This is a genomic window from Micromonospora sp. WMMD1120 (assembly GCF_029626235.1).
GTDB lineage: Bacteria > Actinomycetota > Actinomycetes > Mycobacteriales > Micromonosporaceae > Micromonospora.
On sequence record NZ_JARUBO010000005.1, the window covers coordinates 284,054 to 306,364 of the forward strand.

A 22,311-nucleotide genomic window follows, 5' to 3' on the forward strand; every position below is an offset into this window, starting at 1 on the left:
TCAGCCTACCGGCACCGCAACCCCACGGTCACCCGTCGGTCGAACAACCGAAACCGGCCTGCCACGACCGCGCCTGGGAGCGCTTCCCGAGAGGTACGACAATGGGGCCGTCGGGGAGGACGGCCCCATTGTCGTCGGTGTCCGTGCGACTCAGTTGAACGAGTCGCCGCAGGCGCAGGAGTTGCCCGCGTTGGGGTTGTCGATGGTGAAGCCCTGGGCGTCGATCCGGTCGGCGAAGTCGATCGTCGCGCCGGCGAGGTAGGGGGCGCTCATCCGGTCGACGACGACCCCGACACCGTCGAAGTCGGTGACGACGTCACCGTCGAGCGAACGCTCGTCGAAGAAGAGCTGGTACCGCAGGCCGGAGCAGCCGCCCGGCTGCACGGCGACGCGGAGCCGCAGGTCGTCGCGGCCCTCCTGCTCGATCAGGGCCTTGACCTTCTGCGCCGCGACGTCGGTGAGGACGACGGAAGTAGGGGCCTTGGCCTCGGTCGACTCGGTCTGCTGCGCTGGCGTGGTCACGTGGAAGTCTCCCTGCGCGGTTTGGGTCCGGACGCACTGGCCAACGCCGCGCGCCGTCCAGTCATTCCCGGTGTGGTCCTGCACCGATCGTACGCCGCCCCGGCCGGGCACACCCGCGTGGCGTGACCGCCGCCGCAGGTCGGCCCGGCCCCGGGCGGCAGCCCGGCGGACCTGTCTGCTCAGCGGCTCCACTGCCGGGCCAGGCGCGCGCCCAGCTCGCGCAGCCCCTCCGCCGGCCGGTCCAGCGCGGCGTCGAGCCCGCCGTTCTCCTCGCCGCCGAAGTGCTCGACCAGGCTGTACGCGTCGGTGACCCCGGCCGAGGCGGCCTCCCGGCGGCCGGTGCTCACCTGCCCGGCCAGCACCACGCACGGCACTCCCCGGTCCCGGGCGGCGCCGGCCACCCCGGCCACGACCTTGCCGCGCAACGACTGGTGGTCGAACGACCCCTCCCCGGTGACCACCAGATCGGCGGTGTCCAGGGCGGCGTCGAGCCCGGTGGCCCGGGTGACGAGGCCGATCCCCGACTCGATGCCGCCGCCGAGGGCGAGCAGCGCCGCGCCGATGCCGCCGGCGGCGCCGCCCCCGGGCAGCGTGCCCAGCCCGGCCGGGCAGCCGGTCAGGTCCCGTTCCAGCACCGAGGCGAACCGTTCCAGCGCCGCGTCGAGCAGCAGCACGTCGGCGCGGTCGGCGCCCTTCTGCGGACCGAACACGTTGCTCGCGCCGTGCAGGCCGAGCAGAGGGTTGTCCACGTCGGTGGCGGCGACCAGCCGGACGTCCCGCAGCCGGGGCGCGCCGTCCAGCGCGTCGACGGCGGCCAGCGCGGCCCCGCCGTACGGGAGCGCGGCCCCGCTCGCGTCGAGCGCTGTCACGCCCAGCGCGGCGAGCATGCCGGCGCCGGCGTCGTTGGTGCCGGAGCCGCCGAGCCCGACGACGACCGTCCGGGCACCGCTCTCCACGGCGGCGGCGACCAGCAGGCCCAGCCCGTACGAGGTGGTGGTCTTCGGATCGCGTTCGGCCGCGGAGAGCAGGTGCAGGCCACACGCCTGCGCACTCTCCAGGTAGGCCACGCCGTCGGCGGTGAGCAGGATCTCACCGGCCGCCGGACGGCCCAGCGGGTCGACTGTCGTCACCGGCAGCCGCCGGCCGCCGAGGGCGTCGGCGAGGACCTCCACGAAGCCCGGACCGCCGTCGGCGAGCGGTCGGATCAGCAGGTCGTCGCCGTCGGTGACGGTGCGCCAACCGGCGGCCACCGCGGCGGCCACCTCCGGCGCGGACAGGGTGCCGGCGAACTTGTCCGGGCAGAGGAGCACGCGCATGCCGAGCAGTGTGGCAGCCCACACCGAGCGGAGCTGCGCCGCGCTCGCGCTGTGCGACCATGGGCTACGTGACTTCGACCTGGGTGGAACCCTCCAACACGGCGACGGCTCTGCTGCTGCTCGGCCGGGGCAGCGACCCCGACACCGAGCGCGGCGTCGAGTGTCCGGGCGACCTGCCGGCGCCGAGCGACCCGGATCTGGTGGCCCGTGCCACGGCCGCGAAGGCGGCGCTGGGGAGCAGGGTCTTCGTGCTGGGGCACCACTACCAGCGCGACGAGGTGATCCAGTTCGCCGACGTGACCGGCGACTCGTTCAAGCTGGCCCGGGAGGCCGCGGCCCGCCCGGACGCGGAGTACATCGTCTTCTGCGGCGTGCACTTCATGGCCGAGAGCGCCGACATCCTCACCACCGACTCCCAGCGGGTGATCCTCCCCGACCTGGCGGCGGGGTGCTCGATGGCGGACATGGCGGTCCTCGGCCAGGTCGAGGCCGCCTGGGACACGCTGACCGAGCTGGGCATCGCCGGTGACACCGTCCCGGTGACGTACATGAACTCCTCCGCCGACATCAAGGGCTTCGTCGGCCGCAACGGCGGCGTGGTCTGCACCTCGTCGAACGCCAAGCGGGCCCTGGACTGGGCTTTCGCGCAGGGCTCGAAGGTGCTCTTCCTGCCCGACCAGCACCTGGGCCGCAACACCGCGGTGCTGGAGATGGGCCTGTCGCTCGACGACTGTGTGCTCTACGACCCGCACAAGCCCGGCGGCGGTCTCACCCCGGAGCAGCTGCGCGACGCCAAGATGATCCTCTGGCGGGGGCACTGCTCGGTGCACGGCCGGTTCACGCTGGACAGCGTCAACGACGTCCGCGAGCGGGTTCCCGGGGTCAACGTCCTGGTCCACCCGGAGTGCCGGCACGAGGTGGTCACCGCCGCCGATTACGTCGGCTCCACCGAATACATCATCAAGACGATCGAGGCGGCGCCGGCCGGCTCGGCGTGGGCGGTCGGCACGGAGCTGAACCTGGTCCGCCGTCTCGCGCTGGCGCATCCGGACAAGCAGATCATGTTCCTGGACAAGGCGGTCTGCTACTGCTCCACGATGAACCGCATCGACCTGCCGCACCTGGTCTGGGCGCTCGAGGAGCTGGTCGCCGGCCGGGTGGCCAACCAGATCACGGTGGACCCCGACACCGCGCACCACGCCCGCGTCGCGCTGGACCAGATGCTCGCGCTGCCCGGCGCCGACACTCCTCCGCCGGCGGCCACCTGATCACGATGCGTAGCGCTCTTGGTACGCAAAAGTGCCGGATCACCGATTAATGCCACACACGCCGATCTGACCGAGTCCTTTTTCGTCACCGAGGGCTATGCTGCCGGAGCGACGACACACGCGGGCCGTTTCGAGATGGCCGCATCCGGGGTAGCGACACGTTCGGGCTCCCCACCAACAACACGGCAGCACCGACGCGCTGGAGGTTGCGTTGACCGACGACGTCCTGGTTGTGCACGGCGGCACTCCGCTCGAGGGGCGGATCCGCGTGCGCGGCGCGAAGAACCTGGTATCGAAGGCGATGGTCGCCGCGCTGCTCGGCGACAGCCCGAGCCGGCTGTTCGACGTGCCGAAGATCCGCGACGTCGAGGTGGTCCGGGGTCTGCTCGGCCTGCACGGCGTCAAGGTCACCGACGGCGCCGAGGACGGCGAGCTCGTCTTCGACCCGGCGAACGTGGAGAGCGCGAGCACCGACCAGATCAACGTGCACGCCGGCTCCAGCCGCATCCCGATCCTGTTCTGCGGTCCGCTGCTGCACCGGCTCGGGCACGCGTTCATTCCGGATCTGGGCGGCTGCCACATCGGCCCGCGCCCGATCGACTTCCACCTCCAGGCGCTGCGGGAGTTCGGCGCCACCGTCGACAAGCGGCCGGAGGGTCTGCACCTGTCCGCGCCGAACGGGTTGCACGGCACCAAGTTCGCCCTGCCGTACCCGAGCGTCGGCGCCACCGAGCAGGTGCTGCTGACGGCGGTCATGGCCGAGGGCGTCACCGAGCTGCGCAACGCGGCGGTGGAGCCGGAGATCATCGACCTGATCTGCATCCTGCAGAAGATGGGCGCGATCATCAAGGTCCACACCGACCGGGTGATCGAGATCCAGGGCGTCCCGAAGCTGCACGGCTACACCCACCGGCCGATCCCGGACCGGATCGAGGCGGCGAGCTGGGCGGCTGCCGCCCTGGCCACCCGTGGTCACGTCGAGGTGCTCGGCGCGCAGCAGGCCGACATGATGACCTTCCTGAACATCTTCCGCTCGGTCGGCGGCGAGTACGAGGTCACCGACGCCCGCGCGCCGAAGCTGGGCGACCCGGGCCAGGAGGGCGGCATCCGTTTCTGGCACCCGGGCGGCGAGCTGAACGCGGTGGCGCTGGAGACCGACGTGCACCCCGGCTTCATGACCGACTGGCAGCAGCCGCTGGTCGTGGCGCTCACCCAGGCCCGGGGCCTGTCGATCGTCCACGAGACGGTCTACGAGCAGCGGTTGGGCTACACCGACGCGCTCAACTCGATGGGCGCGAACATCCAGGTCTACCGGGACTGCCTCGGCGGCACCCCGTGCCGTTTCGGCCGGCGCAACTTCAAGCACTCCGCGGTGATCGCCGGGCCGAGCAAGCTGCACGCCGCCGACCTGGTCATCCCGGACCTGCGGGCAGGGTTCAGCCACCTGATCGCGGCGCTCGCGGCCGAGGGCACCTCCCGGGTGTACGGCGTCGACCTGATCAACCGGGGCTACGAGGACTTCGAGGCGAAGCTCGCCGACCTGGGCGCGCACGCCGAGCGCCCGTAACACCGACCCTTTCGTCCGCTGCGACGGCTCCAGCTCGACCTGGAGCCGTCGGCCCGGCGCACCGCGATGTGCGCCGGGCGCGGCCCGTTGGCTACCCTTGCCGCGTGCCGTCGCTCTTTCGCCGCAAGTCCACCGACCTCGTCGACGAGGCCGTCACCTCGGTGACCCCCGAGGAGACCACCGAACGACCCCGGGCCTACACCCCGGCGAAGGGGCGCGAGACGCCGAAGCGGCCGACAGTGGGTCGTCGCCCGGCCGGCCCCAGCCGCCCCCTCACCAAGGAGGAGGATCGGGAGCGTCGCCGCCGACTGCGCGCCGAGGCCGCTGCGGAGTTCCGCCGTGAGGGCGGCCCCCGCGACCGTGGCCCGGAGCGGCTGTTGGCCCGCAACGTGGTCGATTCCCGGCGTACCGTCGGCACCTGGTTCTTCGGCGGCGCGCTGATCGTGCTGATCGGGTCGAACGCGGCCATGCCGGCGCCGGTCCGGCTGATCTCCAACCTGCTCTGGGGCGCGCTGGCGCTGGGTGTGGTCGTCGACTCGGTGCTGATCTGCCGCAAGATCGGCAAGCTGGTCCGGGAGCGCTTCCCGAAGACCGACCAGCGGATGGGTTCGCTCTACCTCTACGCCGTCATGCGGTCGATCACCTTCCGGCGCATGCGCGCCCCGGCCCCCCAGGTCAAGCTCGGCGACAAGGTCTGACCCGGGCGGGCGCGGATCGCGCGAAGCGTCCAGGCGGGGACAGCCGTTCGTTGTAGCGTACGGGTGGTTCACCGCGCTGAACGACACCGTCGGCACGACCGCTCGATCCGCTGGAGCCGCCGCATGCCTCCGGAACCGGCCGCTCCGCTGGCCACCATCGCCGCCGCGCTGCGCCGGGAGCGGGAACGGGTCGGCATCTCGCTGGCCGAGCTGGCCCGCCGGGCCGGGGTGGCGAAGTCCACCCTCTCGCACCTGGAGTCGGGCACCGGCAACCCGAGTGTGGAGACGCTCTGGGCGTTGGGCGTCGCGCTCGGTGTGCCGTTCAGCCGGCTGGTGGAGCCCGTCGACAACGGCGTACGGGTGGTCCGCGCGGGGGACGGCTCCGCGGTCCGCTCCGAGGAGGCCGACTTCTCCGGGACACTGCTCAGCGCCGGCCCCGCGCACGTGCGCCGGGACGTCTACCTGATCAGGCTGGAACCGGGTGCGGTCCGGACCGGGGAGGGGCACGCGCCCCGCAGCGTCGAGCACGTGGTGGTCGCCGCCGGCCGACTGCGGGTGGGCCCCGAGACGGCGCCGGTCGAGCTGAACCCCGGTGACTACGCGATGTTTCCCGGCGACGCGCCGCACCACTACGAGGCGCTCGCTCGGGGCACCTTCGCCGTCCTCATCATGGAACATCCCTGACCGGGCGTGATCCCGCGCGGTCCGGACGATCGCGGGGTGCGGTAGGGTCCGAGGATCAGATTCGGTTATAGGACCAAATGTCCGAAACCAATGGGATAACGTTTGCGCCGGTGGGCGGCGCGACAGTGGCGGTGAGCGAGCCCACGCCGTTACCCTCCATCCGCAGCCACAGCCTGCCGGATCGACACTGTGACCGGCACGTGCGGCCCCCGCGCGACAATTTGCAACGAGGTGACAACGCGTGAGCGAGCGGACGCGAGCCGGCCACCGGGGCGTGGCAGGCGGCGACCGGACGCCCGGTGGTCACCCGCCGAGGGCCGCGAACGACACACCGCCGGCGACAGTCGGCCCAGCGGCCGGGTACGGCGACGGGCCCGGCCGATGAACGGCCGCTACGCCGACCCGTGGCCAGACCCAAACGAACCGTCCTGGATGGTCGAGCCGACCGGCGAGTGGCAGCCGCAGTTCCCCGGCCAGCGCTACCCGGGCGACATCGGCGTGCTCCACCAGCCGCCGCCCCGCGGCCGGGCGACGGTGACCGGTCGTGCCGAGGTCCCGCCGCTCGCGCCCACCCGTCCCGACGGCACCTACCTCGGCCGGTCCTGGGCCGACGAGCCGCCGACCGACGCCGGGTCGCAGGGCCGGTCCTGGGTGGACGACGAACAGGTCGGGGCGCCGACCTACGGCCGGCCCGACTCCGGCCACTACGACCACGAGCCGTACCGCCGGCCGCTACCCGAGCCGCCCCGCCGCGAGGACCGTCGTTCCCCCGAGTCGGACCGGCGTACCGCCTGGTCCGACCGTCGCTCCGCGGACGAGCGGGGGCCGGCGCGCGAGGCCGCCTGGCACCGGGACTCCGGCACCTCCGACCGGTACGACGGGCGTCGCGCACGGCAGGAGCCCAGCGAGCGGGACCGCGGTTACCGGAGCACGCCGCCGATCTCCCCCGCCCCCGCCGTTGAGCCCGGGTGGATGCCGGAACCGGACGACGGGCCACGGCGGCGCGGCCCGCAGGAGCGACCGGCCGCCGCTCACGAGCGGCACGACGGATACAACGGGCATGACGGACGACCCACGCGCGACCGCGATCCCCGGACCGTCGACGGGACCGACCGGTGGGCGGCCGGGGACGGCCGCCCACCGTACCGCGCCGACGGGTACCCGGAGCGGCCCGCCGACGACCTCCGCCGTCCGGAGCCGCGTTACCGGGCGGACGACGCCGCGGCACCGTCGCCGAACGGTGCACGACGCCGTCGTCCCGAACCGGGGTTGCCCGACCAACCCCGCCTCGACGACGAGCGGCGGCGACCCGACCCGGTTCCGCACCGGCAGCAGCCCCGCGAGGCGGCGGCCCGCGCCGAGACGTACCCGGATCGGCGGCCCCGCGAGCGGGGCCGACCGGACGCCTACCGGGACAGCGGGTACCGGGAGGACGCGCCGCGCGAGGACGGTCACCGTGAGCCCCGACCCGGCCAGCGGCCGGACGGCGCCCTGCCCTGGCCCCCGCCGGGTCCCGTGCGCCAGGACCGCACCCGGGAGCCGGGCCACCGCCCCGCCGACCCGCACCGCCCCGCCGACCCGCACCGCCCCGCCGAGCCGTACCGCCCCGCCGACCCGCACCGACCCGCCGAGCCGTACCGGGCCGCCGAGCCGTACCGCAGGGCCGAGCCGGAGCCCGCGCCGCGGCCGGCTGCCCGGCCGGACCGGCCCCCGGCCACCCCGTCGCGGCACGACGAGCGGCCGGCACGTCCGGCAGCGCCGGCACCGGCCGCGTCGAGCCGTACCGTGCCGGCTCGCCCGGAACGACCGGTGTCGCCCGCACCGGTGTCCCCCGCCGCGCCGATCTCCCCCGCCGCGCCCGGCCGGGACCGACCGGTGTCGGCCTCCCCGGTCTCACCCGCCGCCGATCCGCCGGTCTCCGGGCCACCCGCCGCTCGACTCCGGCTGGAGTACCTGCCCGCGCCGGTCGACCCACCACGCCCGGAGGAGCAGCCGGTCACCCCACCGCCTCGGTACGCCGGCCCGAACGCCGAGGACCGGGTGCCGACGGAGCAGCGGCGGGGCGAGACGCCGCGCCCCGACCCGCGTCGGGTCGGCGATCCACCGGCCGGGGACGTCGCCGCCAGCCGCCGTCCCGTCTCGCCGGACCACCAGGTCGTGCCGCCGCACCCGTACGCGCCGCAACGAGCGGTCCCGACAGCGGACGCCCGCCCGCCGGTCGCCCCGCCACCCACCTGGCAGGTACCGAACCCACCGGAGACCCGCCCCGCCCCGACGCCCGCGTCTCCTCCGGCTCCGGCTGCCCCGCCACCCTCGGTGCCGGCGGCCCCGGCACCGGACGCTGACCCCGCGCCGGCGCTGCCGCTGGCTCCCGGCACGCCACGTCGCTACATCCCTCCCCCGCCCTCGGACGAGCCGGTGGCACCCACCCGCGAGCCGGACGACGCCCCAAGCACCCGTGGTCCGGACGCGTGGTTCAGCCCCGCCCAGCCGGTCGGGCCCGCACCTGATGACCAGGCGACGGACCTGCCGCTCGACCGGGTCGACGAATCGACGGTCCACGACGACTCGGTAGCGGTTGCCGAACCGGGCCCACTGCCGTCGACACCACCAACGGACCTCCACCATGATGAGAGCCGGGCATCGACGCCGCTCGACGCCGCCGAGCCCGTCTCCGCGCCGCCGGCGAGCCCGGTCTCCGGCGTCCCGGGCGGGTGGACCGTCGACCCGACCGACGAGGTGGCGGCACCCGAGCCGCCGAGCACCACGGACGGCCTGACCCGCGAGCCACTGGATGATCCGCGCCCCGACGAGTGGTCGCTCGACGCCCCGTCGGCCGCCTCGCCGTCCGCCGAGGACGCCGACCCGCTCACCCCCACGGTCGCGGCGGACCCCGCGCCGGTATCGGCGCCACCCGCACCGCCGCCGCCCGTGGCCGTACCCGTCTCCGCGCCGCCCGCGTCCGCCACCGCACCACCGACCGCCGCCGCGCCCGAGCCAACGCCGCCAGCCGCGACACCCGCCTCCGCACCGCCGTTCGCCACCTCCGCGCCGCTCGACACCGTCCCGGAAGCGCCCGACGTCGCGCCGCTCGACACCGCCCCGGAAACGCCCGCCCTCGCCCCGCCCGACGCCGACCCGGAAACGCCCGCCCTCGCCCCGGAAGCGCCGGCGTCGCCATCCGCCGAGACACCGGTCTCCGCACCACCCGCGCCCACACCGCTGCCACCCGCCGCACCCGAGCCGCTCAACACCGCACCGGAAGCGCCGCTCCCGCCATCCCCCGAGACAGCGACCTCCGCGCCGGCGCACCCGGCCACGCCGGTGTCCGCGCCACCCGCGCCGACGCCACCCTCACCCGCCACGCCGGTGTCTACGCCACCCGCGCCGACGCCACCCTCACCCGCCACGCCGGTCTCCGCGCCACCCACAGCGGCACCGGCCGCCGCTGCCGCGCCCGTCTCCGCGCCGCCCGCACCCGTCTCCGCGCCGCCCGCGCCCGTCTCCGCGCCGCCGGCCGCTGCCGTTCCCGGGCCGAGGATCGGCGGGGACGAGCAGAACGCGCCGGTCTCCGCGCCGCCGGAGGACACCCCGCCGGAGGACACCCCGCCGGAGGACACTTCGCCGGAGGACACCCCGCCGGTGGCGACCCGGCCGTCGCTGGCCGACCCGGGTGATCCGGAGCAGGTTCTGGCCGCGTACCGCTGGCGGTTGGATCCGGTGGCCCTGCGTGAGGATCTGACCGAGCCGGACAACCTCCGGGCCATCCGACGCCGCCTGACCGAGAAGCTGGGCTCGGCGGTCGACAACCGTGCGCGCGCCCGGCTGCTGAGTCTGCGGGCGGTGACCTCCCGGATTCTCGGCGAGCTGGACGACGCGTTGGCCGACGGGCGGCTCGCGCTCACCTACGCCGAGGCGACCGGCGAGCTGCGCCGGACCGCGTTGGCCCAGGCACGGCTGGCGCACGTGCTGCGGTGGCGTGGCGACTTCGCCGAGGCGGACCTCCTCTTCGCCCAGGCCAACTCGCCGGAGTTGCCCGACCGGTTGCGGGCCGCGCTGCACGAGCACGCCGGGCGGTCGTGTTACGACCAGGGACGACTCATGGAGGCCTGCGCGCACTTCGAGAAGGCGCTCGACCTGCGTGGCGCCGGCGACGCCGACCTGCTCGACCGGGTGCGGGTGGCCCTCGACGCGGTGACCGCGCGGGCCTCGACGGGCGGCTTCGGACCGTACCCCCGTAGTCGGGACGAGATCCTCGACCGGGACCGGCCCCCGCTGCCGGAGCGGGACGGGACGCTGTGGGGTTACGCCAGCACGGACGGCGAGCTGGTCATTCCCGCCCGGTACGCCGAGGCGCAGCCGTTCCACGACGGGTTGGCCTGGGTCCGGCGGCCGGACACCGACCACTGGTCGCTGATCAATCTGCTCGGTACGACGGTGATCCCGCCGTCCTTCCCGACCGCGCAACCGTTCAGCGACGGCCTGGCCTGGGTGGTCGGCGAGGGCGGTTGGACGGCTATCGACGCGACCGGCGCGGTGCAGGTTCGGCCCAACTTCGCCGAGGTACGGCCGTTCCGTCGTGGGTTGGCGGCGGTGCGGCGGGAGGGGTGGGGTGCTGTCGATCGGACCGGCCGGATCGTGGTGCCCACCCGCTTCCACGCCTTCGTGACCGAGTTGGCCGACGGCAGGCAGGTCGACGGTTTCACCGACGAGGGCCTCGCCGTGGTGGACGTGGGCGGTCGACGCGGTGTGGTGGACCGCACCGGAGCGGTGCTGGTGCCACCGACGCATCCGGTGCTCGTCATCCACCCGGTGGCGTTCCTGATCGGCACCGGCGGCAGGTGGGGCGCGCTGGACCGCAAGGGCCTGCCGCTCATCGACCCGGTGCACCGCGACCGGGCAGAGGTGCTGGCGGAGATCGACCGGCTCCTCATCGACGCCAATCCCGTGCTCTGACACGCCGTTCTGCGGTGCTGATCTAGCGGAGTTAGGGTCGACGGATGGAATTCCGACACCTGGGCCGCTCCGGCCTGCTGGTCAGTGAGATCTCGTACGGCAACTGGATCACCCACGGTTCGCAGGTCGAGGAGGACGCCGCCTTCGCCTGCGTCCGGGCCGCGCTCGACGCGGGCATCACCACCTTCGACACCGCCGACGTGTACGCCGGCACCCGGGCCGAGGACGTGCTCGGCCGGGCGTTGCAGAACGAGCGCCGCGAGGGCCTGGAGATCTTCACGAAGGTCTACTGGCCGACCGGTCCCGGCCGCAACGACCGTGGCCTGTCCCGCAAGCACATCATGGAGTCGATCAACGGCTCGCTGCGCCGCCTACGGACCGACTACGTGGACCTCTACCAGGCCCACCGGTACGACTACAGCACCCCGCTGGAAGAGACGATGGAGGCGTTCGCCGACGTCGTGCACTCCGGCAAGGCGCACTACATCGGCGTTTCCGAGTGGACCGCCGACCAGCTCCGCGCCGCCCACCCGCTCGCCCGGGAGCTGCACATCCCGCTGGTCTCCAACCAGCCGCAGTACTCGCTGCTGTGGCGGGTCATCGAGGCCGAGGTCGTACCGGCCAGCGAGGAGCTGGGTATCGGGCAGATCGTCTGGTCGCCGATGGCCCAGGGCGTGCTCTCCGGCAAGTACCTGCCGGGTCAGCCGCCGCCGGCCGGTTCCCGCGCCACCGACGAGAAGTCCGGCGCGAACTTCATCGCCCGGTTCATGAACGACGACGTGCTCACCCGGGTGCAGCAGCTCAAGCCCCTCGCCGAGCAGGCCGGGCTGAGCATGGCCCAGCTCGCCGTGGCGTGGGTCCTGCAGAACCCGAACGTGTCGTCGGCCATCATCGGGGCGTCCCGCCCCGAGCAGGTGCACGACAACGTGAAGGCAGCCGGTGTGAAGCTCGACGCCGACCTGCTCAAGGCGATCGACGACGTCGTCGCCCCGGTGGTGGAGCGGGACCCGGCGAAGACCGAGTCCCCCGCGCAGCGTCCCTGACGCCACCTTCCCGGCCGGCGCGAGGAGTTCGCGCCGGCCGGGCTCGGCTCAGCCCTGCCAGAAGCGGATCAGGTCCAGGCCGGTGGCGTAGAGCCAGCTGGGCAGGCCGAGCAGGTCACCCACCCAGAAGACCGCGTCGAAGAACCATCCGCCGATGCGGGGGTTCCACAGCAGCGCGAAGAGCAGGATGAAGCCGTACGGGGCGAAGAGGTCGTACATCCTGCGCCACTGCGGGTTGAGCCACGGCTGGATCATGTTGCCGCCGTCCAGGCCCGGCACCGGCAGCAGGTTCAGCACACTGGCGGTGAGCTGGAGGAACGCGAGCAGCGCCACCCCCGCCCAGAACTCCACCGGGCCGCCCGACCCGGCGCCCAGGCGTACGGCGGCCACCAGCACCAGCGTGAACAGCACGTTCGTCGCCGGGCCGGCGAGGCTCACCAACGTGTGCCGCAGCCGACCCGGGATGGCGTGCCGGTCCACCCACACCGCGCCGCCGGGCAGGCCGATGCCGCCGAGCAGCACCACCACCACCGGCAGCACGATCGACAGCAGCGGGTGGGTGTACTTGAACGGGTTGAGCGTCAGGTAACCCCGGTGGGCGATGTCCCGGTCACCGGCCCGGTAGGCCACCACCGCGTGGGCGTACTCGTGCAGGCAGAGCGACACCAGCCAGCCGGACACCACGAACAGGAAGACGTTGAAGCGGGCGTTGCCGTACCCGTTCCAGGCCAACACCCCGCCGACCGCGAACAGGGCGACCAGGCCGAGGAAGACCGGGCTGGGCCGGAACGCCGCCCTCGGCACGCCGAGAACCAGCCCGTCGCCGCCCGGCCGTTCGTGGGTCATCACTCGGCCGTGGGCAGCAGGCTCATCCGATACTCCACCCGGTCGTCCTCGACGAGCGCGACCGAGGTGACGCCGGACGCCGCGAGCTCCCGCCAGGTCTGACCGATCCAGGATTCGGCGTCGGCCTGGCTGCCGAACGACTCCGCCGGTCCCTCGACCGCCTGGCCGTCCGTGCCCTCGTACCGCCAGCTCCACGCCATGCCGCGTCTCCCCTCGCCGCTGAAGTCCCGGTGGGACGAACCTCCGCCAGCGTAGTCGGCCCGGCGCGCGAACGGCCGCTCGCTCGCCTCCGCGGGAACCCACGGGTGGATCAGCCCGGTCGGCGCCGGCCCGGCAGGCACCGCGACCCCGGGCGGCCTTAAGGTACGGGCATGTCCGTAGACGGGTGGAACACGGTCCTGGTGCTCGGCGGGATCCGGTCCGGCAAGTCCGAGTTCGCCGAGTCCCTGGTCACCGACGCGCCGGTGGTCCGTTACGTCGCCACCGCGCCCGAGGGTGACCCGGAGGACACCGAGTGGGCCACCCGGCTGGGCGCGCACCGGGCCCGGCGTCCGGGCAGCTGGACGACCGAGGAGACCGCGGCGGAGCCGCGGCGGCTGGCCGACGTGCTGGCGTCCGCCGAGCCCAACGAGACGCTGCTCGTCGACGATCTGGGCGGCTGGGTGACGGTGCTGCTCGACCCGGAGCACCAACCCGCCGACGACGTGGCGACGATCGCCGAGCTGGCCGAGGCGATCAGCGGCTGCGCGGCGCGGGTGGTGCTGGTCAGCCCCGAGGTGGGGCTGTCGCTGGTGCCGACCACTCCGCTGGGGCGGGCGTTCACCGACGCGTTGGGCGCGGCCAACCGCGCGGTCGCCGACGCCTGTGACGCGGTGGTGCTCGTCGTCGCCGGCCAGCCGGTGTGGCTGAAGTCGACCGCCGCCGGGACCGAGCCGGCCGCCGCACCCGCCGCCAGCGCCAGCGCATCCGACGCCGCACCCGTGGCCGCCACCGCACCGCCCGCCACGGCCACCGCCCTCGCGCCCGTCGTCACGGCCCTGGGCGACAACGAGCCCACCCCCGAGGTGCAGCTTCCCGAGGTGCTGACCCACACGCCACCCCCCGCGCCCAGCCCTGATCAGGGCAACTCGTGGGCGGCCCCGACGATGGCGTTGCCGATGGTGGCGACCGGGCTGGTCATCCAGCCCGGCATGGAGCTGCCGATGCCGGACGAGTACGCGGGGCCGCAGGCGGTGGACCGGCTGGCCACACTGGACATCCCCGGCGCCGGGTTGGGTGTGCTCGACCGGGTGGTCGGTTTCGCCGCCGCGACCCAGGGCACCACGACCCCCGTCGCCTGGGGCTCGGTGCGGGTGCTGCTGCTGCACGGCGACCATGCCGGCGGAGCCGCCGCCGGCACCGTCGCCGGCGAGTCGGCGCGGCGCGCCGCGCAGGCCCGCGCCGGCCAGGGCGTGCTGGCGCGGCTGGCCGCCGAGAGCGGGGCCAGCCTCCAGGTGGTGGACACCCCGGCGTCCGCGCCGATCGAGGACGAGCCGGCGCTGGCGCCGGAGCAGGTGGAGTCGGCGCTGCGCTACGGCTGGCGGTTGGCCGAGCAGGCCGCCGACGCCGGCGTACGGCTGCTGGTGTTGGGCGCGTGCGGCGCTGGCACGGAGGCGGCGGCCGCGGCGGTGCTCGCGGCGACGGCGGGCGCGGAGCCGCCGTCGGTCCTGGGGCGCGTGATCACCGACTCCGGCGAGATCGACGACGCCGCGTGGATGATCCGCTGCGCCGCGGTCCGCGACGCGCTGCACCGCACCCGCCGCTCGTCGCGCGGCGCCAAGGACATCCTGGCCGAGCTGGGCGGCGGCGACGTGGCGGTGGCCACCGGCGTGCTGCTCGGCGCGACCGCCCGTCGGGTGCCGGTGCTGTTGGACGGGCCGGTCGGGGTGGCCGCCGGCATGGTGAGCCGGGACCTGGCCGGGCAGGCCCGGCACTGGTGCCTGCTGGCCGACCACGGCGGGCACCCGGCGGTGCGACTCGCCGCCGACGTGCTGGGCCTCACTCCGCTGCTCGACCTGCGGCTGGATCTCGGCGAGGGCGCGAACGCGCTCGTCGCGCTGCCGCTGCTGCGCTCGGTGTTGGCGCTCTCCGCCGCGCTGCCGGTGCACCCGTCGCTCGGCGGCGACGCGGAGCCCGACCCGGCCGCCGGCACCCCCGGGCCCACCGACCCGGGTGTCGACGAGCCGGAGCCGGACTTCGCCGAGCCGGAGCCGGCCGGTCCCGGCCCGGCCAGCACCGGGGCCGACGAGCAGCCGGCGTCCGGCTGGCGTGCCGGCTGAGTCGCGGCTCCTCGCGGGAGCCCGGCTGGCGGTCACCACGTTCACCACGCTGCCGGTGCTGGCCGGTCGGATCGACCGTCCGGTCGCGGGCGTCGCGATGGCGCTCGCCCCGGCGGTCGGCGCGCTGCTCGGCGCGCTGCTCGGCGGTGTGCTGCTGCTGACCGGGGCTGTCGCTCCCCCGCTGGTGGCGGCCGGCGTGACGGTGGCCGCCACCGCGCTGCTGACCCGGGGGCTGCACCTGGACGGGTTGGCCGACACCGTGGACGCGCTCGGCTCGTACCGGCGTGGCGCGGCCGCCCTGGAGATCATGAAGAAGCCGGACGTCGGCCCGTTCGGGGTGGTGGCCCTCGTGGTCGTCCTGCTGGTGCAGGCGGCGGCGCTGGCCGACCTGGCGGGGCGCTCCTGGCCGTCGTGTCTCGCGGCGGTGGTCGCCGCGACAGCGGCCGGGCGGCTCGGCGTCACCGTGGCCTGCCGGCGGGGAGTGCCGCCGGCCCGGCCGGACGGCCTGGGGGCGCTGGTGGCCGGCACTGTCAGCCCCGCGGCGGTGGCCGTCGGCGCCGTCGCCGTCGTGCTGCTGGCGGCACCCGCCGTGCCGGGCCGTCCGTGGCAGGGGCCGCTGGCCGTCGTCGCCGCCCTCGCCGTCGCGGTCCCGCTGCTCACCCACGTGGTACGACGCCTCGGCGGGATCACCGGCGACGTCCTCGGCGCTACCGTCGAGGTCGTCACCACGCTGGTCTACCTGGGTCTGGTGCTGTCCGGCTGAACCGGGCGTGCTGCGCCGGGTAGCGTTCGGCTCGACAACACCGGCGCGGCCACCGGGGGAACCCAGCATGCTCATCACGGACGACTTCCTGCCCGTACCGGTGCCGGAGTCGCTCAGCGCGACCTACCTGGTGCCGATGGCGGGCCTGCCCAAGGTCAGCGCGAAGACGGCGGTGGAGGCCCTGACCGGCCGGCTGGCCGAGCCGGTGTACGGGCTCGCCCGACAGATGCTCGACAGCCCGCTGATGAGCGTCGACACCCGGCCGATCGCCGAGTTTCCCGAGCTGCCGCCGGACCTGCTCACCGCGTTCGGCGCCACCGAGGAGCAGTTGGCCCGACTGGCGGCGGCGACGCACCTGGTGGTGGTCCAGGCCGAGTACCGTCCCGGCTGGCCGCCGGCGCACGAGTGGGCCGCCCGTGCGGTCGCCGCGGCGGTGGCCGAGTCCGTCTCCGGCGACGTGGTGGACGTCTTCGGCCTCCAGTTCCTGGACCCGGCGACCGCGCTGCGCTCGCTGCCCGACGAGCACGGCCGGATCCGGCTGGTCGACTGGGTGCTGGTGCCGTACTCCTCCGACACGGAGGGGCTGTGGTTCACCACCAAGGGGCTGCGCCGCTTCGGGCTGCTGGAGTTGCAGACCCAGGGCGTTCCGGACCACCTCACCCGGGCGTGGGGCGCGGTGATGACCGGCGCGGCACGCCGACTGCTGCGGGACTGGACCGACGGGCTCACCGGCGAGGAGGTGCCGGCGTTCGTGCAGCTACCGGTGTTGGCCACGGTCACCGGGCACGACATCGCGGTGGCGTACGGCAACCCGGAACAGCACGGCGCGACCGCCCCGGTGCTGCTGCGCCTGGAACTGGACCCGGCGACCGACCCGGAGGCCGACTCGTTCCTCAGCCTGCGCCCGCCGGCCGGGCACCCCGGCCCGGACGGCCGTTACTACGCGGCCGCCTGCGCGACGCTGTTCTCCGGCATCCAGCCGGACGTGCGGTACGCCCGCTCCGGTGACGCGATGAGTCGTGCCGTCGCCACCGCCCGCGCCGCCCTGGGTGACGCGCGGGCCCGGTTCGTCGCCGGCCGGTTCCCGGCCGAGTCGCAACTGGTGGTCAAGTATGGCCTGCCCGGCGACGACGGCCCGGAGTACGTCTGGGCGGGCGTCACCTCGTGGGAGACCCCGGAGCGGATCGTCGGCGTGAGCGCCAGCGACGCCGCCACCGACCCGAACGTACGGATCGGCGCCCCGGTCGTGGTGGAGGTAACCGACGTCGTCGACTGGGCCATCCTGGACGGCACCGGTGTCCTGGAGGGCGGCTGGACCCAGGCCGTCCTGGACTCCGGCGAACCCCCCGGCCCCCCCTTCTCCCGTTGATCATGAAGTTATTGCCAGGACACGCCGACGCGGGTGGCCATAACTTCATGATCAACCGGGCGCAACCGGGGGCGGCCGGGGGGCGCGTGGGGGTGGGGGTGGGGGTGGGGGTTAGCGGACGGAGGGGGTTACGAAGGGGGGTTTGGTTACCGTCAGGGGGGCTCGGCGGCCTCGGATGTCGATCTCCACCTCGGCGCCGTCCGGCAGGTCGGCGTCGGTGTCGAGCAGGGCAAGGGCGATGCCCTGCTTGCGGGTCGGCGAGAAGGTGCCACTGGTCACCGTGCCGACCTGGACGTCACCGACGTGCACAGTCATCCCGGGGCGCGGGATGGCCCGCTCCACGGCCACCAGACCGCGCAGCGTACGCCGGGGGCCGGCGGCCCTCTCGGCGAGCAGCGCGTCGCGGCCCCAGAACGCCGGCTTGTCCCAGCCGACCGCCCAGCCGGAGCGGGCCTGCACCGGGCTGATGTCCAGGGAGAGGTCCTGCCCGTGCAGCGGGTAGCCCATCTCGGTGCGCAGCGTGTCCCGGGCGGCCAGCCCGCAGGCGCGCAGCTCGAACGCCGCGCCGGCGGCGAGGAGCGCGTCCCACACGGCGACCGCGTGCTCCGCCGGCACCACCAGCTCGTAGCCCAGCTCACCCGTGTAGCCGGTCCGGCAGACGGTCAACTCCACCCCGGCCAGCCCGGCGGCGGAAAAGCTCATGTAGCCGTGCTCGGTGGGCAGGCCCAGGGCCGTCAGCAGCTCGGCCGAGCGCGGGCCCTGCACGGCCAGCACGGCGTACGCCTCGTGCTCGTCGGTGACTATCACCTCATCGGGCGCGGCGGCGCGCAACCGGCGCACCACCTCGGCGGTGTTCGCGGCGTTGGGGATCAGGAAGACGTGGTCGTCGGCGTACAGGTAGGCGATGATGTCGTCCACCACGCCGCCGGTGGCGTCGTCGCAGCAGAGCGTGTACTGCGCCCGGCCGGGGCCGATCCGGCCCAGGTCGTTGCTGAGGCAGGAGTTGACGAAGTCGGCGGCGCCCGGGCCGCTCACCCGCGCCTTGCCCAGGTGCGACACGTCGAAGACCCCGACCGCCGTCCGCACCGCGGCGTGCTCCTTGAGCACGCCGCCGCCGGCGTACTCCAGCGGCATCTCCCAGCCCCCGAAGGGGGCGAACTTGGCGCCGGCGGCGAGGTGCCGCTCGTGCAGCGGGGAACGACGCAGCCGGGTCTCGGCGGCGTCGTGGGTCACGTCGGTCATGGGTGGCAACTTACCGGGGGCAACGTCGCTGGTTAGCATCGGCGGGAGCCCGCTGGCGCCGTCGGCGGGACAGCCATGACGTTCGGCGGGTACGTTCCGCCGGAGACCTCCAACGCTGGTACGCGACGACGCGACCGGCCCGGCCCGCCCGGAGTAGCTTCAGTGACAGCACCCCGCACCACCAACCTGAGCCTGGTCGACACCGATCCGGCCGAGCTCGCCGTCGACGCGATCGTGATCGGCGTGCACAGCCAGACCGGAGAGCAGGGCGCCACGAGCGGCCTCGCCGGCGCCCTGCTCCTCGCCAGTGGCGCGGAGAGCATCGCCGCTGCCTTCGACGGCAGGCTGACCGAGACCCTGGCGCTGCTCGGCGCGACCGGCGGGCCGGGTGAGGTCATCAAGCTGGCGACGTTGGGCACCGTGACCGCGCCGCTGGTCGCCGCGGTCGGGCTCGGCCCGGAGCCGGCGGGCGCCGCCCCGGCCCCGGAGACCCTGCGTCGGGCCGCCGGTGCGGCGATCCGGGCCCTGGCCGGCGCGTCCACCGTCGCGCTGGCCCTGCCGCTGCCGGACGACGCCGACGCGACGGCGGAGCTGCGGGCGGTCGCCGAGGGCGCGCTGCTCGGTGGCTACCGCTTCGCCGGTTACAAGACCCGTCCCCAGCCGACCCGTCGCGAGCCGGTGGCCGAGGTGCTCGTCGCGGTGCCGGACGCCGGCGACGCGGGCGCCCAGGCCGAGGTCACCCGGGCCCTCGCGGTGACCAGCGCGGTCCGGATCAGCCGGGACTGGGTGAACACCCCGCCGAATGAGCTGCGCCCGCCGTCGTTCGCGGACGCGGTCGCGGACGCCGCCCGGGAGGCCGGGCTCGGCGTCGAGGTGCTGGACGAGGCGGCGCTGGCCGCCGGTGGGTACGGCGGCATCGTCGCCGTCGGGCAGGGCTCGGAGGCCCCGCCGCGCCTGGTGAAGCTGACCTACACCCCGCAGGGGAGCGGCAACGGCAAGCGGGTGGCGCTGGTCGGCAAGGGCATCACCTTCGACACCGGCGGCATCTCGATCAAGCCGGCGCAGGGCATGTGGGAGATGAAGTCCGACATGGGCGGCGCCGCCGCGGTGGCGGCGACCATGCTGGCGGTGGCCGCGCTGAAGCCGAGCGTGGCGGTGAGCGCGTACCTGCCGATGGCGGAGAACATGCCGTCGGGCAGCAGCTACCGACCGGGCGACGTGATCACCATGTTCAACGGCAAGCGGGTCGAGGTGCTCAACACCGACGCCGAGGGCCGGATGATCCTGGGCGACGCCATGGCCCGTGCCTGCGCCGACGGCACCGACTATCTGTTCGAGACCTCCACGCTGACCGGCGGCCAGGTCGTCGCGCTGGGCAAGCGGGTGGCCGGCGTGATGGGCACCCCGGAGCTGTGCGAGCGGGTCCGGACGGTCGGCGACGCGGTCGGCGAGCCGGCCTGGCCGATGCCGCTCCCCGACGACGTGCGCAAGGGCATGGAGTCGGACGTGGCGGACATCTCCCAGGTCAACGCCGGGATGGACCGGGCGGGTCACATGCTGCAGGGCGGGGTGTTCCTGCGCGAGTTCGTGACCGACGAGGTGGCGTGGGCGCACATCGACATCGCCGGCCCGAGCTACCACTCCGGCGAGCCGACCGGCTACTGGACCAAGGGCGGCACCGGCGTCCCGGTCCGTACCCTCGTCCAGCTCGTCGAGGACGTCGCTGCCAACGGCTGACGGGACGCGGAGCGTGCGGGCCCCCGGCGTCGGCCGGGGGCCCGCTCAGTATCGCTCCGGGCGACGCTTGCGGCGCTCGTTGAAGTCCCGCATCCGCTGCGGGTAGCCCATCAGCCGCACGTCGTAGACCGGGATGCCCATCCGGTACGCGAAGCGCCGGGCGCCGTCCGGCCCGTCGATGCGGCGGCGGGTCCACTCCCCGTCGTCGGCGATCAGGATGACAGTCGTCTCCGTCACCGTCGTGCGGGGCTCGATGTACGCCTCGACGCCGCGCCGACTGCGGATGAAGTTCTCCAGATGGTCCAGGTCGCCACGATCTGCCGCCCGGTCATGGCTCGGCACGGCCGTCGGTTTGCGGCGCCGGAACAACCCCACCGGTTCTCTCCCCCATGCTGCGTCATCGACATCGGTGCCAAGGGTACGTGTCGATGACGTGTCGTTGGGCACCTCACTACGCAGCCCGTGCCCGGTGGTGACAAGATGACCGAGGTGGGGTGTGTCCGTGTTACATCCCCGTGACCCCCGATGCAGCGACGCGACCTGGGAGTTGGACGTGAGCGAGCCGAACGAAGCGACCTTCGACATCGTCATTCTCGGAGGTGGCAGCGGCGGTTACGCGACCGCGCTGCGCGCCGTCCAGCTCGGCCTGACGGTCGCGCTGGTCGAGAAGGGCAAGCTCGGCGGCACCTGCCTGCACAACGGCTGCATCCCGACGAAGGCCCTGCTGCACGCCGCCGAGATCGCCGACCAGACCCGTGAGTCGGAGCAGTTCGGTGTCAAGGCCGAGCTGGTCGGCATCGACATGGCCGGGGTCAACTCGTACAAGGACGGCGTGATCGCCCGCCTGTACAAGGGCCTCCAGGGCATGCTGAAGAGCAACAAGTCGATCACCATCGTCGAGGGCCACGGCAGGCTGGTCGGCAAGAACGTGGTCGAGGTGGACGGCAAGCGCTACACCGGCCGCAACATCGTGCTGGCCTCCGGCTCGTACGCGAAGAGCCTGCCCGGCCTGGACGTCGACGGCGAGCGGATCATCACCAGCGACCACGCGCTCGTCATGGACCGGGTGCCGTCGTCGGTGATCGTGCTCGGTGGCGGCGTGATCGGCGTCGAGTTCGCCAGCGTGTGGAAGTCCTTCGGTGTGGACGTGACGATCGTCGAGGCGCTGCCCCGACTGGTCGCCGCCGAGGACGAGGAGTCGTCGAAGGCGCTGGAGCGGGCCTTCCGCAAGCGCAAGATCAACTTCAAGGTCGGCAAGCCGTTCGAGAAGGTCGAGAAGACCGACAGCGGCGTCAAGCTCACCATCCAGGGCGGCGAGACCATCGAGGCGGAGCTGCTTCTGGTCGCCGTCGGTCGCGGCCCGAACACCGCCGACCTCGGGTACGAGGAGCAGGGCGTCAAGATGGACCGCGGCTACGTGCTGACCGACGAGCGGCTGCGCACCAGCGTGCCGAACGTCTACGCGGTCGGCGACATCGTGCCCGGCCTCCAGCTCGCGCACCGGGGCTTCCAGCAGGGCATCTTCGTGGCCGAGGAGATCGCCGGGCAGACCCCCGCCGTGATCGACGAGGTCGGCATCCCGCGGGTCACCTACTGCGACCCGGAGCTGGCGTCGGTGGGCCTGACCGAGGCGAAGGCCAAGGAGCAGTACGGCGCCGACAAGGTCAAGACGTACAACTACAACCTGGGTGGCAACGGCAAGAGCCAGATCCTCAAGACCACCGGCTTCGTGAAGCTGGTCCGGGTGGACGACGGCCCGGTGGTCGGCGTCCACATGGTCGGCGCCCGGGTGGGCGAGCTGATCGGCGAGGCGCAGCTCATCTACAACTGGGAGGCGTACCCGGCCGAGGTCGCCCAGCTCGTGCACGCCCACCCGACCCAGAACGAGGCATTGGGCGAGGCGCACCTGGCCCTCGCCGGCAAGCCGCTGCACGCGCACGCCTGATCACCCAAACCGCGGCGTCCGGCGACGGGCGAAGATC

The 22,311-nt window shown here is 74.0% G+C and carries 17 protein-coding genes; 11 read left to right on the forward strand and 6 right to left on the reverse strand.

The features are described 5' to 3' along the window. Nucleotides 1-150: 150 nt before the first annotated feature. Both erpA and O7634_RS01370 read right to left on the reverse strand, forming a co-directional pair. A complete protein-coding gene (gene erpA / locus O7634_RS01365; protein WP_278148354.1) occupies nucleotides 151-522 on the reverse strand; it encodes an iron-sulfur cluster insertion protein ErpA in 372 nt (123 codons plus the stop codon). Between the two features lie 179 nt (nucleotides 523-701). Continuing rightward, nucleotides 702-1,838, reverse strand: coding sequence for a glycerate kinase (locus O7634_RS01370; RefSeq protein ID WP_278148355.1), 1,137 nt, complete (start codon nucleotides 1,836-1,838; stop codon nucleotides 702-704). A 68-nt stretch (nucleotides 1,839-1,906) separates the two neighbouring features. Between O7634_RS01370 and nadA the strand changes: the two genes are divergently transcribed. From nadA to O7634_RS01400, 6 genes are all read left to right on the forward strand, one after another. Then, the gene (gene nadA, locus O7634_RS01375) at nucleotides 1,907-3,106 is read left to right on the forward strand and encodes a quinolinate synthase NadA (protein ID WP_278148356.1); all 1,200 of its coding nucleotides are present in this window, start codon (nucleotides 1,907-1,909) and stop codon (nucleotides 3,104-3,106) included. A 211-nt stretch (nucleotides 3,107-3,317) separates the two neighbouring features. Then, nucleotides 3,318-4,673: a UDP-N-acetylglucosamine 1-carboxyvinyltransferase gene (gene murA, locus O7634_RS01380; protein WP_347404234.1), complete on the forward strand. Its 1,356-nt coding sequence runs from the start codon at nucleotides 3,318-3,320 to the stop codon at nucleotides 4,671-4,673. A 104-nt stretch (nucleotides 4,674-4,777) separates the two neighbouring features. After that, nucleotides 4,778-5,371 carry a DUF3043 domain-containing protein gene (locus O7634_RS01385; protein ID WP_278148357.1) on the forward strand — a complete coding sequence of 198 codons (594 nt, stop codon included), beginning with the start codon at nucleotides 4,778-4,780 and terminating at the stop codon, nucleotides 5,369-5,371. A gap of 123 nt (nucleotides 5,372-5,494) precedes the next feature. Continuing rightward, a complete protein-coding gene (locus tag O7634_RS01390) occupies nucleotides 5,495-6,055 on the forward strand; it encodes an XRE family transcriptional regulator (protein WP_278148358.1) in 561 nt (186 codons plus the stop codon). A gap of 432 nt (nucleotides 6,056-6,487) precedes the next feature. Further along, nucleotides 6,488-11,011 carry a WG repeat-containing protein gene (locus tag O7634_RS01395; protein WP_278148359.1) on the forward strand — a complete coding sequence of 1,508 codons (4,524 nt, stop codon included), beginning with the start codon at nucleotides 6,488-6,490 and terminating at the stop codon, nucleotides 11,009-11,011. A gap of 44 nt (nucleotides 11,012-11,055) precedes the next feature. Beyond that, a complete protein-coding gene (locus tag O7634_RS01400) occupies nucleotides 11,056-12,054 on the forward strand; it encodes an aldo/keto reductase family protein (protein ID WP_278148360.1) in 999 nt (332 codons plus the stop codon). A 48-nt stretch (nucleotides 12,055-12,102) separates the two neighbouring features. On the opposite strand, the gene O7634_RS01405 is transcribed toward O7634_RS01400, so the two are convergent. Together O7634_RS01405 and O7634_RS01410 are read right to left on the reverse strand one after the other, a co-directional pair. Further along, complete coding sequence (locus tag O7634_RS01405; RefSeq protein WP_278148361.1) at nucleotides 12,103-12,900, reverse strand: site-2 protease family protein; 798 nt, start codon at nucleotides 12,898-12,900, stop codon at nucleotides 12,103-12,105. After that, nucleotides 12,900-13,100: a hypothetical protein gene (locus O7634_RS01410; protein WP_278148362.1), complete on the reverse strand. Its 201-nt coding sequence runs from the start codon at nucleotides 13,098-13,100 to the stop codon at nucleotides 12,900-12,902. The genes O7634_RS01405 and O7634_RS01410 overlap by 1 nt, the downstream gene beginning before the upstream one ends. A gap of 171 nt (nucleotides 13,101-13,271) precedes the next feature. On the opposite strand from O7634_RS01410, the gene O7634_RS01415 reads away from it, so the two are divergent. The 3 genes from O7634_RS01415 to O7634_RS01425 all read left to right on the forward strand — a co-directional run bounded on the left by O7634_RS01415 (nucleotide 13,272) and on the right by O7634_RS01425 (nucleotide 17,350). After that, nucleotides 13,272-15,218: a bifunctional adenosylcobinamide kinase/adenosylcobinamide-phosphate guanylyltransferase gene (locus O7634_RS01415; protein WP_278148363.1), complete on the forward strand. Its 1,947-nt coding sequence runs from the start codon at nucleotides 13,272-13,274 to the stop codon at nucleotides 15,216-15,218. Then, the gene (locus O7634_RS01420; protein ID WP_278148364.1) at nucleotides 15,208-15,981 is read left to right on the forward strand and encodes an adenosylcobinamide-GDP ribazoletransferase; all 774 of its coding nucleotides are present in this window, start codon (nucleotides 15,208-15,210) and stop codon (nucleotides 15,979-15,981) included. The genes O7634_RS01415 and O7634_RS01420 overlap by 11 nt, the downstream gene beginning before the upstream one ends. A gap of 67 nt (nucleotides 15,982-16,048) precedes the next feature. Further along, a complete protein-coding gene (locus O7634_RS01425) occupies nucleotides 16,049-17,350 on the forward strand; it encodes a DUF2314 domain-containing protein (protein ID WP_278148365.1) in 1,302 nt (433 codons plus the stop codon). A gap of 111 nt (nucleotides 17,351-17,461) precedes the next feature. On the opposite strand, the gene gcvT is transcribed toward O7634_RS01425, so the two are convergent. Next, nucleotides 17,462-18,592 (reverse strand): glycine cleavage system aminomethyltransferase GcvT, encoded by a 1,131-nt coding sequence (gene gcvT / locus O7634_RS01430; protein WP_278148366.1) that lies wholly within the window; start codon nucleotides 18,590-18,592, stop codon nucleotides 17,462-17,464. Between the two features lie 162 nt (nucleotides 18,593-18,754). On the opposite strand from gcvT, the gene O7634_RS01435 reads away from it, so the two are divergent. Then, nucleotides 18,755-20,329, forward strand: a complete 1,575-nt coding sequence (locus O7634_RS01435) for a leucyl aminopeptidase (protein WP_278148367.1) — start codon at nucleotides 18,755-18,757, stop codon at nucleotides 20,327-20,329. 45 nt (nucleotides 20,330-20,374) lie between these two features. Here O7634_RS01435 and O7634_RS01440 read toward each other — a convergent pair whose 3' ends face one another. Beyond that, nucleotides 20,375-20,704, reverse strand: coding sequence for a hypothetical protein (locus O7634_RS01440; RefSeq protein ID WP_278148368.1), 330 nt, complete (start codon nucleotides 20,702-20,704; stop codon nucleotides 20,375-20,377). A 178-nt stretch (nucleotides 20,705-20,882) separates the two neighbouring features. Here O7634_RS01440 and lpdA point away from each other — a divergent pair, with 178 nt between their 5' ends. Then, nucleotides 20,883-22,274, forward strand: a complete 1,392-nt coding sequence (lpdA, locus tag O7634_RS01445) for a dihydrolipoyl dehydrogenase (protein ID WP_278148369.1) — start codon at nucleotides 20,883-20,885, stop codon at nucleotides 22,272-22,274. Nucleotides 22,275-22,311: the final 37 nt, after the last annotated feature.